The 14,768-nt window shown below is 63.8% G+C and carries 13 protein-coding genes; 9 read left to right on the forward strand and 4 right to left on the reverse strand.

The window, feature by feature from the left end:
- Positions 1–45: 45 nt before the first annotated feature.
- Positions 46–1,068, reverse strand: coding sequence for an ABC transporter substrate-binding protein (locus KVT37_RS28165; protein ID WP_217578288.1), 1,023 nt, complete (start codon positions 1,066–1,068; stop codon positions 46–48).
- A gap of 237 nt (positions 1,069–1,305) precedes the next feature.
- Between KVT37_RS28165 and KVT37_RS28170 the strand changes: the two genes are divergently transcribed.
- Positions 1,306–1,731 carry a hypothetical protein gene (locus tag KVT37_RS28170; RefSeq protein WP_217578289.1) on the forward strand — a complete coding sequence of 142 codons (426 nt, stop codon included), beginning with the start codon at positions 1,306–1,308 and terminating at the stop codon, positions 1,729–1,731.
- 98 nt (positions 1,732–1,829) lie between these two features.
- On the opposite strand, the gene KVT37_RS28175 is transcribed toward KVT37_RS28170, so the two are convergent.
- Positions 1,830–2,963, reverse strand: coding sequence for an acyltransferase (locus tag KVT37_RS28175; protein ID WP_217578290.1), 1,134 nt, complete (start codon positions 2,961–2,963; stop codon positions 1,830–1,832).
- 370 nt (positions 2,964–3,333) lie between these two features.
- Here KVT37_RS28175 and KVT37_RS28180 point away from each other — a divergent pair, with 370 nt between their 5' ends.
- The 3 genes from KVT37_RS28180 (at position 3,334) to KVT37_RS28190 (ending at position 6,093) form a co-directional block, all read left to right on the forward strand.
- The gene (locus KVT37_RS28180) at positions 3,334–4,317 is read left to right on the forward strand and encodes an ABC transporter substrate-binding protein (RefSeq protein ID WP_217578291.1); all 984 of its coding nucleotides are present in this window, start codon (positions 3,334–3,336) and stop codon (positions 4,315–4,317) included.
- Between the two features lie 91 nt (positions 4,318–4,408).
- Positions 4,409–5,212, forward strand: coding sequence for an ABC transporter permease (locus tag KVT37_RS28185; protein WP_140640285.1), 804 nt, complete (start codon positions 4,409–4,411; stop codon positions 5,210–5,212).
- A 122-nt stretch (positions 5,213–5,334) separates the two neighbouring features.
- On the forward strand, positions 5,335–6,093 hold the full coding sequence (locus KVT37_RS28190; protein WP_217578335.1) for an ABC transporter ATP-binding protein: 759 nt from the start codon (positions 5,335–5,337) through the stop codon (positions 6,091–6,093).
- 187 nt (positions 6,094–6,280) lie between these two features.
- Here the strand turns inward: KVT37_RS28190 and KVT37_RS28195 are convergent, their stop codons facing one another.
- Together KVT37_RS28195 and KVT37_RS28200 are read right to left on the reverse strand one after the other, a co-directional pair.
- Entirely contained in the window at positions 6,281–7,900 is a 1,620-nt protein-coding gene (locus KVT37_RS28195; RefSeq protein ID WP_217578292.1) for a GMC family oxidoreductase, read from the reverse strand.
- A 24-nt stretch (positions 7,901–7,924) separates the two neighbouring features.
- Complete coding sequence (locus KVT37_RS28200; protein WP_217578293.1) at positions 7,925–9,556, reverse strand: amidohydrolase; 1,632 nt, start codon at positions 9,554–9,556, stop codon at positions 7,925–7,927.
- Between the two features lie 307 nt (positions 9,557–9,863).
- Between KVT37_RS28200 and KVT37_RS28205 the strand changes: the two genes are divergently transcribed.
- The 5 genes from KVT37_RS28205 to KVT37_RS28225 are packed head-to-tail and all read left to right on the forward strand — an operon-like array spanning position 9,864 to position 14,768.
- Entirely contained in the window at positions 9,864–11,138 is a 1,275-nt protein-coding gene (locus KVT37_RS28205; RefSeq protein ID WP_217578294.1) for an NAD(P)/FAD-dependent oxidoreductase, read from the forward strand.
- Positions 11,139–11,173: 35 nt separating this feature from the next.
- Positions 11,174–11,590 (forward strand): RidA family protein, encoded by a 417-nt coding sequence (locus KVT37_RS28210; protein WP_217578295.1) that lies wholly within the window; start codon positions 11,174–11,176, stop codon positions 11,588–11,590.
- A 6-nt stretch (positions 11,591–11,596) separates the two neighbouring features.
- Entirely contained in the window at positions 11,597–12,271 is a 675-nt protein-coding gene (locus tag KVT37_RS28215) for a DUF1028 domain-containing protein (RefSeq protein ID WP_217578296.1), read from the forward strand.
- A 22-nt stretch (positions 12,272–12,293) separates the two neighbouring features.
- Positions 12,294–13,784: an aldehyde dehydrogenase gene (locus KVT37_RS28220; protein WP_217578297.1), complete on the forward strand. Its 1,491-nt coding sequence runs from the start codon at positions 12,294–12,296 to the stop codon at positions 13,782–13,784.
- A 48-nt stretch (positions 13,785–13,832) separates the two neighbouring features.
- A complete protein-coding gene (locus tag KVT37_RS28225; RefSeq protein WP_217578298.1) occupies positions 13,833–14,768 on the forward strand; it encodes a LysR family transcriptional regulator in 936 nt (311 codons plus the stop codon).

Below are 14,768 nucleotides of genomic sequence, written 5' to 3' on the forward strand. Positions count from 1 at the left end.
AGGAACGGGCGCGCCGCGAGGCGACGCCCGATCCAGCAGGTCCCTTTACTTGCTGAGCAGGTTCTGCTTGACCCAGTCGAGCGAATAGCTCGGGCTGATGATCTGGCCGCCCGGCAGCTTCGCGTAGTCCTTGAGGTTGCCGGCATCGACGGTGGCCACCGGCATGATCATCAGCTTGGGCGCCTTGGCGCCCTTGAGCAGCGACAGGCCGAGCCAGAAGGCAGCGCCGCCGATGCCCGGCGTGGTGTTCATCGATACCGTCTGGTAGCCGTTCTTGGCGTTCTCATCGGCCCACCATTTGACGAAATCGGTGCCGCCGCCGCCTTCGATGACCGGCATCTTGTCCTTGTAGTCGCCACCATATTGAACGAAGGCCTGGGCGATGCCGACATCGTCGCTGCCGCCCTGGCCGAGCACCGCATCGACATGCGGCAGCGAGGGCAGCACATTGGCGATCGCCGCCTGCGCGACCGAGGCGGTCGCCTGGCCGTAGACGGTCGCGACCACCTTGATGTCGGGATATTTGGCCAGCACCGACTGCTGCGCGTTGAACATGTCGTTGTCGGGCGCCGAGCCCTTCACGCCGCGCACCTGGATGACGTTGCCCTTGCCGCCGAGCATCTTGAAGACGGCTTCGGCCTGGGCGGCCTTGTAGCCCTTGAAATCGAAATTGAGCTGATAGTTGCACGGCGCCGATGCGACCGAGTCGAACGAAATGACGATGATGCCCGCCTTGCAGGCCTTCTCGATGATGCCGTTGACGGCGGTCTCCGAGGCAGCGTCGACGGCGAGCACATCGACCTTCTTCAGGATGAGTTCGGCAATCTGGCTGTTTTGCTGCGCGACCGAGCCGTCGCCGTTCATCACGATGTAGTCGGCAATCTGGCCCGCGGCCTTCGCCTCCTTGGCCGAAGCCTCGAACGCTTCCACCATCTGGTGCCGCCAGGTGTTGCCGTAATAGGCATTGGCGAGCGCGATGACCGGCGCGTCCTGGGACGCCATTGCCGGCAGAGCCGAAACGCTCCCCAGCGCGGCGCCCGCGAGCGCCGCCACGATTGCAAACTTCATTGATGTCTCCTCCCAAAAACGCCGGCCAACATGGTCGGCTGTCATTCAAGCATGGGCGTCCTCCCAAGGACACCATACCATCTACATGTTATACCAGCATACCAAATAGGCAAGTCGTATCGGAACCTCTTTGTCGAACTGAGGGAGCCAGACTTTCGGCCCTTGCCCGTCCGTGGGTCATCCATCCTGACATGAATGCGCGGGCCGCCGTGTTATGAGGCCGATGAGCTCCGCGACATGCGAAGTCGCCGCATTCAACGAAGAGGAGAGACCGCCACGACCAGGATCAACCGCCGCGCCTTGCTGCTTCGCTCCGGCGCCGCTGTCTTCGCCTCGACGGCGGCGGCAACGGTTTGGGCCACCGAGGGACCGCGCCGTGACCGGGCGCCGACCAAAAAACTGCGGGCATTGATTGAGGCGCACATGACGTCCTACGCCGCGATCGGCAAGGCTGTTCGTGAAATGGGTGGCGGCAGCCGCGACTACGATCAGGCCAGTCGAGAAGAGGAAAGGGCGCTGCTGGCCATCTGCGCCTATCCCGCGGTCAGGGAAGTCGATCGGCTGGCCAAGGCCGGGTATCTTTTGGAGATCGAGGCGCGCGGCGAGCTCGACCTGCCGGAGCACATGCAGGCTCTTCTTCGCTCGACGATGTCGAAGGCATGAGACCGGCCGCGCCGCTTGGGCCCGTCAAAGCATGAGCGGGTCGAAGCTTTGCCGATGTCCGCCTTGCGCCTGATCCAGGCCGTTGCATGCGGCTTGAATCATGCGACGGAAGGGCTCGCCCGCCGCGGAATCGAGGAGCGCAGGAGCTTGCGGGCAGGTTCCTCCACCGCAATGAAGACGACGACCGAGATGGCGATCAGCAAAGGCTGATACAGAAGGCTCCCGACCCAATCCCATTCTCCGGCGAATATCACCGGAATGCATTTCCGAACCGGAATTTGCAGGATGTAGCGGGCATAGCTTGCATTGCCCAGCAGCACGAGCGGCTTGTACGACAGCGCGCGTCGGATCTTGCCGTCATTCACGGCGCATGTCGCAATTAAGGCAACAAAGCCGATTGCCGCGAAACTCCCTGTCGTCGGCGTACATGTCACGACAAGCGTGGCTAGCGTGAACGCCACGGCCAGAGTGGCGGCCAGATCGCCGCGGAAGCGATCGAACGCGCCGACCCTGAGCAGCAGAGCGCAGACGATGCCGGTCATAAATTCGGGCAGCCGCAGCAGCGGGAGAGGCACCAGTTCCATCCAGCCGAACGCGATGTAGCCGGTCGGTCCCAAACCCGGCAGGCACATGACCATGAAAATCGGCACCAGAACCGCCAGGCTGGTCCACAGGGCTCCAGTCCTAAGCCTTGAAAGGACAGTGAGCAGCAACGGGAACATAAGATAGAAAAAGAGCTCGATCGATAGTGTCCAACCCGGAGGATTCCAGAAGAATCCGAGCATTGACGTTGGTGCGCCCCAGGTCTGAACAAGGCCAAGTGTCGCCAGCGATGCAAGCGGGTGATCGAAAGGCAGGCTTGTCAGCGGCAGAGCCACGGCGAGGGCAAGGAGATAGACCGGATAAATTCTGGAAAATCTCGCAATGGCGAACCGTCGAACCTCGTGCCAGTCAGACATCTTGTCGAAGTAGGAATGGGTGAGGATGAAGCCGGACAGCAGCAAGAAAAACGAGACGCCGAGATAGCCGTTCCGCACAAGATTGGCGATCGGTGACGGCGCTCCGTCGATGTCCGCCGAATGATAGGCGAGCACGTAAAGAGCGGCGAAAAACCGCAAGCTTGTCAGCTGCGCCAGGTTCGATCCGGCTGAAGAAGGTTTCGGTTTCATGCGGAATGCCGCGGCTGCGAGCGTGAATGCTCGGAACTCTCGATGCTGCCTGGAAAATTCCATAGGCCGAGCCTCGTTAACAAACCCGCCAACGCCGCGCGTGATGGCAGTTCGCTAACCTCGACAGTCAGGCCGAGACGGCGGCCAAAGCCGCCCGCTATCCGGTCTCCCGACGCGCCATCGGAACCGTGGTCGCCAACCCCGCCCATAGAGCTCGTCGACGAGCAACGGCCCGCTGCTTCGGTTTCGGCGAAGCAAAGGACAGAAAAAGACTTCTTTTGGCGATGCGGCCCGGATGCTCTCTTGCGGGGCCTAAGAACACGCAAGGCTCGCCTGGGAGGCGACGCATAACAAGAGAGCGGCTGCCGAACACCGCCTGGCATAGGCCACTTGATTGGGCCGATGCCGGCAACAGCCATGGGGAACCACGACAATGAAGACATTCCACAATTGCCTGATGACCGCGGTCGGCGCGGGCCTGCTCGGCCTGGGGCTCGCCGTGCCCGCCGACGCCGGCGCCATTCGCCTCGGCATGACCACCTGGGTGGGTTACGGACCGCTGTTTCTTGCCCGCGACCTCGGTTACTTCAAGGAGGCCGGCGTCGACGTCGACCTGAAAGTGATCGAAGAGTCGGCGCTTTACATGGCGGCGGTGGCCGGCGGTGACCTCGACGGCGCCGCCTCCACCGTCGACGAGCTGATGAAGTACCGTTCCGACGAGCTCTGCTTCAAATATGTCGTGGCGCTCGACGACAGTCACGGCGGCGATGGCGTCGTCACGCAGGCCGACGTCAAGTCGCTCAAGGATCTGAAGGGCCAGCCCGTCGCCTTGAACGAGGGCTCCGTTTCCGAATTCTGGTTCAACGTGCTGCTCAAGAAGGAAGGCATGACCGAGGACGATGTCAGCGTCACCAACATGACCGCGGACGATGCCGCGACCGCCTTCATCGCCGGCCAGGTTCCCGCCGCCGTGACCTGGGAGCCGCACCTCACCGAAGTCCGCAAGGGCGGCAAGGGCAAGGTGCTGATCGATTCCACGACGACGCCGGGCCTGATCGTCGATGTCATCGCGCTTAAATGCGACCTGATCGAGAAGCATCCCGAGGATGTGAAGGCCCTTATCAAGGGCTATTACAAGGCGGTCGACTACATCAAGGCCAACCCGGAAAAGGCCTATGAGATCATGGCCAAGGGCATCGGCGGCTATCTCGAAAAGCCCGAGGATTTCGCGGCCGGCGCCCAGGGCGTGCGCTACTACGACCGCGCCCGCAACCTGGAATTCTTCGGCACGCCGGAAAAGAGCGAGGCGTCCGACCTTGTGAATTTCGCGCAGGACATCTGGGGCAAGGCCGGCAAGCTCAAGATGACGATCGACGCGAAGACCATCCTCGACACCGACTACATCAAGGAACAGTGAGCCTTCGAGATCAGCGGGGGTCGGCCTGACAGGCCGACCTCGTTTTTCTCGAACGCTCCCGTTTCGCGCTTAAATCTACGGAGGCCATCTCATGGCTCAGAGGCGGACGGCGTGGACGCGCCTGACGACCCCATTCGCCAACATTCCCGCCAGCACGGCAACCACGCTCGCCCTGGCGATGTGGGTTGTCGTGATCGGCGGCTGGGCATTGCTGTCCTACGGCCGCGTCGTGCCGAACATGTTCCTGCCGACGCCTGGAACAGTGCTGCAGACGACCTATCGCATGTCGCTCGACGGCAGCCTGTTCTACCACACCTTGACCAGTGCCAAGGTGGTGATCCTGGGCTTCATCGTGTCTTCGGTGATCGCGGTGCCGCTGGGGCTGTGGATGGGCACCTACCGGGCGGTGCAGGCGCCGCTGGAGCCGCTGGTCAACTTCATCCGCTACCTGCCCGTCACCTCCTTCGTGCCGCTGTTCATCCTGTGGATCGGCATCGGCATCGAGCAGCGCATAGCGGTCATCTTCTTCGGCACCTTCTTCCAGCAGCTGGTGATGATCTCCGACTGCGCGCGCAGCGTCTCCAGGGATCTGGTCAATGCCTCCTACACATTGGGCACCAAGCGGAGTGAAGCGGTGTGGCATGTCATTTTCCCCGCAGCACTTCCCTCCATCCTCGACACGCTTCGCGTCACCATGGGCTGGGCCTGGACCTATCTCGTCGTGGCCGAGCTGGTCGCCGCCTCGAGCGGCCTTGGCTATATCAGCCTCAAGGCGATGCGCGGCTTTCAGGTCGATGTGATCTTCATGGCGATCGCCGCGATCGGGCTTCTCGGCCTCATCACCGACACGGCATTCCGCATTCTCCGGGCAAGGGTCGCGCCATGGGCACCTTGATCTTGAACGCAACCTCGCAAACTGTAGCCGGATCAAGGGTAGTGATGACCGAAACCGTCAAAGCGAACAATCCGGCCGGCACGGCCCATACAGCCGGCGATCCGCGGCCGGCCGGCACCACGATGGCCATCGAGGACGTGACGCTGCGCTACGGCGACGCCAACGGCGTGCTGGCGCTGGACGATGTGTCGCTGAAGGTCGCCAAGAACGAATTCTGCGTCATCGTCGGCCCTTCGGGATGCGGCAAATCCAGCCTGCTCTATCTCGCGGCCGGCCTCAACGATGTAACTTCCGGCAGCATCAAGGTCGACGGCAGGGAAGTGATCGAACCCGGCCCCGACAGAGGCATGGTGTTCCAGAGCTACACCTTGTTTCCCTGGCTCACGGTGCGCGCCAACATCGAATATGGACCGAAGCGCAAGGGGCTGCCGGCGGAGCAGCGCAGGCAGATCGTCGACCAGTATCTCAACGAGGTCGGCCTCGCGCCCTTTGCCGACCATTACCCGGCGCAGCTCTCGGGCGGCATGAAGCAGCGCGTGGCGATCGCGCGCGCGCTCGCCAACGACCCGGCCGTGCTGCTGATGGACGAGCCGTTCGGCGCGCTCGACAGCCAGACGCGCGGCACCATGCAGAAGCTGCTCCTGCGCGTCTGGGAGCGGCAGCAGAAGACGGTGCTCTTCGTCACCCACGATATCGACGAGGCGCTGGTGCTCGGCGACCGCGTTCTGGTGATGACGGCCCGGCCCGGCAAGATCAAGGCCGAGATCAAGGTCGACATCCCGCGGCCGCGTTCGATGGACGTGATCCTCGAACCCGACTTCATCGCGCTCAAGCGCCGCATCCTCGGCCTTTTGCACGACGAGATCGACGAGGATCACTGAGAGCAATCTCTCGACATAGGGTTTCTGAAAAGGTTGCAGGCTTCAGCGCAGACGCTGGGGATTGGCCGAAGCCTCTCAGCTTCGTCATCCTCGGGTCTCCGCGTCCGCTTCGCCGGTGGATGACGAAGCTGAGAGGGCTTAAGGCAATTCCGGACGTGTTGCGACAGTTCACCGAAACAGCGGTGGCCTACTTGTCCCCGCGATGCGCCGCGCCGAGGATCATCTCGGAAGCCTTCTGGCCGATCATCATGCTTGGCGCGTTGGTGTTGCCGCCGATCAGCTTCGGCATGACCGAGGCATCGGCGACCCGAAGCCCATCCACGCCGCGCAGCTTGAGCGTCGCCGGATCGACGACAGCCATGTCGTCCGTTCCCATCTTGCAGGTTCCGACCGGGTGATAGACGGTCAACGCTTCGGCGCGCAGATAGGCAAGGATCTCGTCGTCGCTGCGGACATCCTTACCCGGGAGCATCTCCTTGCCGCGCACCGCGTCGAACTCCGACGAGGCAAAAATCCGGCGCGCGATCTTGATGCCTTCGACCAACACCATCGCGTCGTCTTCGTGCGTGAAGAAGCGGTGATCGATGAGGACGTCTCGGTGTGAACTGTCGCGCGACAGCCTGATCTCGCCCACGCTTTTTGGCCTCAGAACGCAGGTGTGAATGGCGTAGCCATGGCCGTATTCGATCAGCCTGCCGCGATGGCTGCGATAGCCCGGCACGAAATGGAACTGGATGTCGGGAAGGCCGTTCGCGTGCCTGGTCTTGGCAAAGCCGCCGGCTTCGACATAGTTGGTGGTGAGCATGCCCTTGCGGCGGGCGAAATACTGGAAAGGCGCCGCGGCAATACGGGGCAGGTTGGCGATCGACAGGCCGAGCGTCCTGGTGCTCCTGGAGCGCACGGTGATCATGCCGTCGACATGGTCCTGCAGGTTCTTGCCGACGCCGGGCAGGTCGAGAACCGGCATGATGCCGATCTGCCGCAATTCAGCTGCCGGCCCGATGCCGGACGCCATCAGGATCCTGGGCGAGTTGATGGCGCCGGCCGAAAGCACGATCTCGCGGCTGGCCGAAAGCGTCTTCAACTGACCCTCGTGCTGCACGCGCATTCCCGTGGCGCGCCCCTCGACGATGATGAGATCGATCACCTCGCATTCGCTGAGCAGCGTCAGGTTCTTGCGATGAAGCACCGGACGCATGAAGGCGCTGAAGCTGCTGAAGCGCTGGCCCCGGTCCTGCGTGACGTTGTAGATGCCGAGGCCGAACTGGCTTTCGGCATTGAAGTCGCTATTGGCGGGCAGGCCGGCATTCTTCCCGGCCTTGACGAACATGCCGGAAAGCACGTTCGGATCGCGCGGATCGTCGACAAGCAGCTCGCCGTCGGTGCCGTGATAGCGCGGGTCCTGGGCGAGCAGATTGCGTTCCAGTTTCCTGAACACCGGCAACACGTCGCGATAGGCCCAGCCGGCGCAGCCGAGCCCGGCCCACTCGTCATAGTCCTCGGCGGCGCCGCGGATATAGACCATCGAGTTGATCGAGCTCGATCCGCCCAGCGCCTTGCCGCGGTTGACCGGGATCCTGCGGCCGTTGAGATGGGGCTGCGGCACGCCGACGAAACAATAGTCGTAGTTGGGATTGCCGTAGAGCGACAGGATGCCGGCCGGCACCTTGACCCGCAGGCTGTTGTCGCTGCCGCCGGCCTCGATCAGGCACACTTTGACCGACGGATCGGCGCTCAGCCGGTTGGCGACCACGCAGCCGGCCGAACCCGCGCCGACGACGATGTAATCATATTCCGGCGCTTCCATGCCAACCCCCAAAAGGACGCGATCCTAGATCGCGGGTTCTTCCCAGACCGACTTTCCGCCGACCACTGTTTTCAGCACCTTGATATCCGCGATCTTGTCCGGCTCGACCTTGAGCGGATCATCGGAAAGGACGATGAAGTCGGCGAGTTTCCCCGCCGCCAGACTGCCCTCATCGTTTTCGCGGTGGGCTGCAAAGGCCGCGCCCAGCGTATAAGCGTTGAGCGCCTGCGCGACGGTGACCCGTTGCTCCGGGACCCAACCGTCTTTCGGTTGATGGTCCCGGCTTTGGCGCAGAACGGCATTGCGAATGCCGATGAGCGGATTGAGGTCGACGATCGGCCAATCGGTTCCGAACGCGACGGCGCCGCCAGCCTCCAGGATGGAGCGGACAGGAAAGGCACGCGGCAAGGATTCGGAGCCGACGCGTACTTCCCAAAGCCCTTCCATTCCAAGCCATTGGTCGCGTGGGTAGATCATGGCGGGCTGGAAGCTCGCTATCGCGCCGATCTGGCTAAAACGCCCGATGTCGCGCGCGGTGGGTATCTCGCAATGCTCTACCCGCGGCCGCCGCTGCCTTGAGCGCTCTGCGTCCGCGGCGTAGGCGTCGAGCGCCATCTCGATGGCGCCGGTGCCGATCGCATGTGTCCAGACCTGAAAGCCTTCCTGCTGGGCACGGCTGACGGCCGCGTTGTAGGCCGATGCCTTCCACAGGCATGTTCCGGTTTCGCCCGGTTTGTCTGCATAGCCCTGAGGCATGAAGCCAGTGTGGGATTCCAGCACGCCGTCCAGGAAGAACTTGATGACGCGCCCGTCGAGAAAGTCAGGGTCGAGGTCGTTCCGCCATCCCGAGACGCGGGCGATCACCTCCTCGATGTTAGAATCCGGATTGACGATGCTCGAGAGTGTGAAGCGCAGGCTGAGCTCGCCATTCGCGGATATCTCGGCCAGCAACGGGACCGCTTCGTCATCCATTCCCGCGCTCTGAACCCGTGACAATCCGAGGCGGTTTGCTTCCTTGACGGCGCGGAGCAGCGCCGATCGCAAGTCCGATGTCGAGGGCCGGGGGACCAGCTCTTCAAGCCGGGACCACGCTTTCTCCTTCAGCCATCCGGTCGGTTCGCCGCTCGCGTCCCTGACGATCTCGCCGCCTTCAGGATCGGGCGTGTCCCGCGTGATGCCGGCAAGTTCCAACGCCTTGCTGTTCAACCAGGCTGCGTGCGCCATGCCGGATCGGAAGAAGACCGGGCGATCGGCGACAATCCGATCGAGAAGCGACTTGTGGAAGCCCCCTTCGGGGAGATCGGGGTAGCCGTAGCTGAATTCGCTGCCCACGATCCATGCGCGTTCGGGATGCGCTTGTGCGTAGGCCTTCAAGCGCGCCAGGACGTCGCCGAAGGTCTTGGCTTCGCGCAACCGCACCTCATCGAGGTATTTGCTTCCCCAGGCAAAATGGAGGTGGGAATCGATGAAGGCCGGCATCGCGAACCGGCCTTGGAGATCGACGATTTCGGCGCCCGCAGACGCCTGTGCTCTGACCGAGGACCAAGAGCCGACAGCAACGATGCGCTCGTCGCGAACCAGCATGGCCTCCGCATGAGGGTTCGTCGCGTCGACCGTGTATAGCGCGCCGTTTGCGTAAAGGGTCTCTCGCGCCATTTCACTCTCAGCGGCCGTCGCTCTCATGCGGGTGATGAGGGCAAGGAACCACCAAATCCGGGGCGGAAGAATAACTTTTTCCGGTAGCCGTGCTTAGGGTTTACCTAAGCTTCTCGATGTCTGCGGGTGGCTCTGTCGACCTTGTCGCCGCGGAAATTCGCATTCAGCTTCGCGGGCTCGCCCGAGCGTTTAGGGATAAGCTAAGCACTGACACATGAAATCATAATTTTCGCTCCTGCGGCCCGTCACTACAAGCAAACCGGACTTCCATCACAGTGGCGAAAGCCCCATCGAAAGAGACGTGGATATGTCGGTTGAAAAGGTAGACACGCTTGTCGTCGGTGGCGGCCAGGCCGGGGTGGCTATGAGCGAGCACCTGAGCAAATGCGGCGTGCCTCATCTCGTCCTCGAACGCGGCCGCATCGCCGAGCGCTGGCGCTCGCAGCGTTGGGACTCGCTGGTGGCCAACGGTCCGGCCTGGCATGACCGGTTCCCAGGCATGGAGTTTTCCGTGACGGGTCCCGACGGCTTTCCGTCCAAGGAGGAGGTCGCCGACTATTTCGTCGCCTACGCCAAGCAGATCGACGCGCCGATCCGCTGCGGCGTCGAGGTCAAGCTGGTGCAGAGAAATGCCGGCCGTCCGGGATTCCGCGTCGAGACGTCTGACGGCGTGATCGAAGCCAACAGCGTCGTGGCCGCGACCGGACCTTTTCAAGTTCCCGTCATCCCGCCTCTTGTCCCCAAGGACGCAGGCATCCTGCAAATCCACTCCAGCGCGTATCGCAATCCGGCACAGTTGCCGAAAGGCGCGGTGCTGGTGGTCGGCGCGGGATCCTCGGGCGTGCAGATTGCCGACGAGCTGCAGCGCTCAGGCCGGCGCGTCTATCTCTCCGTCGGCGCGCATGATCGTCCGCCACGCGCCTATCGCGGGCGCGACTTCTGCTGGTGGCTGGGCGTTCTCGGCAAATGGGACCTCGAAACCCCGGGACCCGGCACGGAGCACGTCACGATCGCGGTCAGCGGCGCGCGCGGCGGCGAGACGATCGATTTCCGTCGCCTGGCCGCGCAGGGGCTTACGCTGGTCGGCATGACAAAGACCTACCAGGACGGCGTGATGACCTTCGCGCCCGATCTTGCGAAGAACATTGCCCGAGGCGACGCCAATCTGATGTCGTTGCTGGACGAGGCCGACGCCTATGTCGCGCGCAACGGCCTCGATCTTCCGGAAGAGCCCGCTCTGCGCAAAATAGGCCCGGACCCGGAATGCGTGACCAATCCGATCCTCGAGCTCGATCTGGCCGAGGCCGGGATCGCGACGATCATCTGGGCGACGGGCTTCGCCGTCGATTACAGCTGGCTGAAGGTCGATGCCTTCGACGAGAAGGGCCGGCCAAGGCACCAGCGCGGCGTCTCGGTCGAGCCGGGGATCTATTTCCTGGGGCTGCCCTGGCAGTCGCGCAGGGGGTCGAGCTTCATCTGGGGCGTCTGGCATGATGCCAAGCACGTGGCCGACCGTATTTCGACGCAGCGCAAATATCTCGCCTACCACGCCGCCGCGACGCGCGAGCCCGTGGACGCCTGATCGAAGCTGCGAGCCCGACCCTTATGGAGACCAAGATGGCGCATACGCGAATTCGCAAATTCAACACCAAGGACACCTATCCCGAGCAGAAGCTCGACAATGATCTCTGCCAGGCGGTCGTCACCCGCGGCGGCCGCACCGTCTATCTGCGCGGCCAGTGCCCGCAGGATCTCGACACGGCCAAGACCATCGACAGCCACGATCCGGTCGAGCAGACCCACAAGGTCATGCAGAACATCAGGCAGCTGATCGAGGAGTGCGGCGGCAGGATGGAGCATCTGGTCAAGGTGGTGGTCTACATCACCGATGTCCGCCATCGCGAGGCCGTCTACCGGACGATGGGCGAATACATCAAGGGCGTCCACCCGGTTTCGACCGGGCTGGTCGTGTCGGCCCTGGCGCGGCCGGAATGGCTGGTCGAGATCGACGGCACCGCCGTCATTCCGGACTAAAGCGCCATGACTTTCTCCATCGTCGCGCGCTGCCGGCGCACAGGCATGTTCGGAGTGGCGGTGTCCTCATCGTCTCCCGCGGTCGCGGCCCGCTGCGCCTATGCGCAGGCCGGCGTCGGCGCGGTCGCCAGCCAGAACGTAACCGACCCGACGCTCGGGGTTCGGGCCTTGGAGTTGATGGCGCGCGGCGCTTCCGCCGCCGAGGCCGTCGCGATCATCAAGCGCACGGCCGCTTTCAGCGAATACCGTCAGGTGCTGGCGGTCGACGCGGCCGGCGGCAGCGCCATTCATTCCGGGCCGAAAGCGCTCGGCATATGGGCCGAAGCGCGCGGCAAGGACGTCGCCTGCGGCGGCAATTTGCTTGCCAATGACGGCGTCCCGCAGGCCATGGTCGATGCCTTCCTTGCCTCGGACGGCCATCTCGGCGACCGGCTGATCGCCACGATGCGCGCCGCGCTCGAAGCCGGCGGCGAGGCCGGGCCTGTCCGCTCGGCCGGCATGAAGCTGGTGCGCGATGTGTCCTGGCCTGTCGCCGACCTGCGTTGCGACTGGACAGAGGACTGTCCGATCGAGCAACTGGCGACGCTGTGGGAAATCTACAAGCCCCAGCTCGATGCCTATGTCACCCGCGCCCTCAACCCGTCCGATGCGCCGAGCTACGGCGTTCCCGGTGACGAGTAGCCCCTGACAGTCAGGAACCAGCATGAGCGAACTCAGCCACAAGGACTGGATCGGCAAGGCGTCGGCGATCCGTTTTCGCGACAAGGCGTTCATCGACGGCAAGGCGGTGCCGGCGCGCTCCGGCCGGACCTTCGCCAGCATCAATCCGGCCACCGGAGCGACGCTCGCCGACGTCGCCTCCTGCGGCGAAGAGGACATCGATCTTGCCGTTGCCGCGGCGCGGCGCAGTTTTGAATCCGGCGTCTGGTCGCGAACGAGCCCCGCGCATCGCAAGCAGGTGCTGCTGCGGCTGGCGGAGCTGCTGCGCGAGAACCTGCAGGAGCTCGCGCTGCTGGAATCGCTGGACATGGGCAAGCTGGTCAAGGACGCCGCCACCATCGACGTGCCGGGCTCGGCGGCGATCTTCCAATGGTATGCCGAAGCGATCGACAAGGTCTATGACGAGGTGGCGCCGACAGGGCAGGGCGACCTTGCGCTGGTGCGGCGGGAGCCGCTCGGGGTGGTGGGCGCCGTCGTGCCATGGAATTTCCCACTCGACATGGCGACCTGGAAATGCGCGCCCGCGCTGGCGGCCGGCAATTCGATGGTGCTGAAGCCCGCGGAGCAGTCGCCTTTCTCGGCGCTCAGGCTGGCGGAGCTCGCCATGGAGGCGGGCCTGCCCGCTGGCGTGCTCAATGTCGTGCCGGGCCTGGGCGAGACGGCCGGCCAGGCGCTTGGCCGCCATATAGACGTCGATTGCCTTGCCTTCACCGGCTCGACCGCCGTCGGCAAGATGTTCCTGCAGTATTCCGGCCAGTCGAACATGAAGCAGGTCTGGCTGGAGACCGGCGGCAAGAGCCCCAATCTGGTGTTCGCGGATTGCGAGGATCTCGATGCGGCGGCCGACATGGCGGCCTTCGGCATCTTCTTCAACCAGGGACAGGTGTGTTCGGCCAATTCCCGGCTTCTGGTGGAGCGTAGCGTCAAGGATGCGCTGGTGGAGAAACTGGCGGAGCGCGCGATGGCGACGCAACCCGGCGACCCGCTCGACCCGGCATCCAGGATGGGCGCGATGGTGGATGCGCGGCACGCCGCGGCGGTGATGCGCTTCATCGAGGGCGGCAGGAAGTCGGCCCGGCTGGTGACCGGCGGCGACCGGATAGCCGTCGGCGGGCGCGGCAGCTTCGTGCAACCCACCATTTTCGACAATGTTTCGCCGGACGATCCGCTTGCCCGCGACGAGATTTTCGGCCCGGTGCTGTCGGTGATCGCCTTCGACAGCGAGGACGAGGCGCTGCGGATTGCCAATGACAGCATCTACGGCCTGGCAGCGTCGCTGTGGACCGATAGCCTGTCGCGCGCCCATCGTGTCGCCGAGCGGCTTCGGGTCGGCACCGTATCGGTGAATACGGTCGATGCGCTGAGCCCGATGACGCCCTTCGGCGGCGTCAAGCAGTCCGGCTTCGGGCGCGATCTGTCACTGCACGCGCTCGACAAATACACCACCCTGAAGACCACCTGGATCAAGTACTGAGGAGCGACCGCGACTTGATCACAGGGTGCAAACCGGCAACATAGCGCCATGCCGCTCCGTTTCACGCTCAGACAGCTCGAATATTTCGTCGCCGTTGGCGAAGCCGGTTCGATCGCCAAGGCGGCCGAGCAGGTGAACGTCTCGCCGCCGTCGATCTCGGCGTCGATCGCGCAGCTCGAAGCGGAGTTCGGCGTCCAGCTCTTCGTGCGCAAGCATTCGCATGCCCTCGCGCTCACCGCGGGCGGGCGCTTGTTTCTCAAGGAAGCCGCGCGCCTGCTCAACGACGCGGACGCGCTGCACGACATTGCCGGCGATATCGCTGAGAAGGTGCGCGGACCGCTGGCGATCGGCTGTCTGCTGACTTTCGCGCAGATCGTGCTGCCGGCGCTGCGTCGCAAATTCGAGGATGCCTATCCGGACGTGCGCGTCAGGCAGTTCGAACGCAACCAGGGCCAATTGTTCGAGATGCTGCAGCGTGGCGAAATAGACGCCGCGCTGACCTACGATCTCGAACTGTCACAGGACATGACCTTCGAGCCGCTGATGCAATTGCCGGCCTATGTGATGCTGCCGGCCGCGCATCATCTGGCGGCGAAGGCAGGCATCACGCCCGAGGAACTGATCGACGAGCCGATGGTGCTGCTCGATCTGCCCTACAGCCGCGAATATTTCCTGTCGGCTTTCCAGCCCAAGGGACTGCGGCCCAAGATCGCCGAGCGCACCGGCGACATCGCCGTGATGCGCTCGATGGTGGCCAACGGCTTCGGCTACGGCATCGCCAATATGCGGCCGCTCAATACCATGTCGCCGGACGGCAAGCTGCTGGTCTTCGTGCCCCTGCTGGGCGACATCAGGCCGCTGACCATGGGAATTGCGCTGCCCAACGCCGAGCATCGCACGCTGACGGTGCAGGCCTTCATCGACCACTGCCGCCGCTTCGTCGTCGAGCAAGGCGTCTTCGGCACCGAACGCATCGTCAAATGA

Origin of the sequence: Mesorhizobium sp. GbtcB19 (assembly GCF_019091085.1) — a bacterium.
GTDB lineage: Bacteria > Pseudomonadota > Alphaproteobacteria > Rhizobiales > Rhizobiaceae > Mesorhizobium.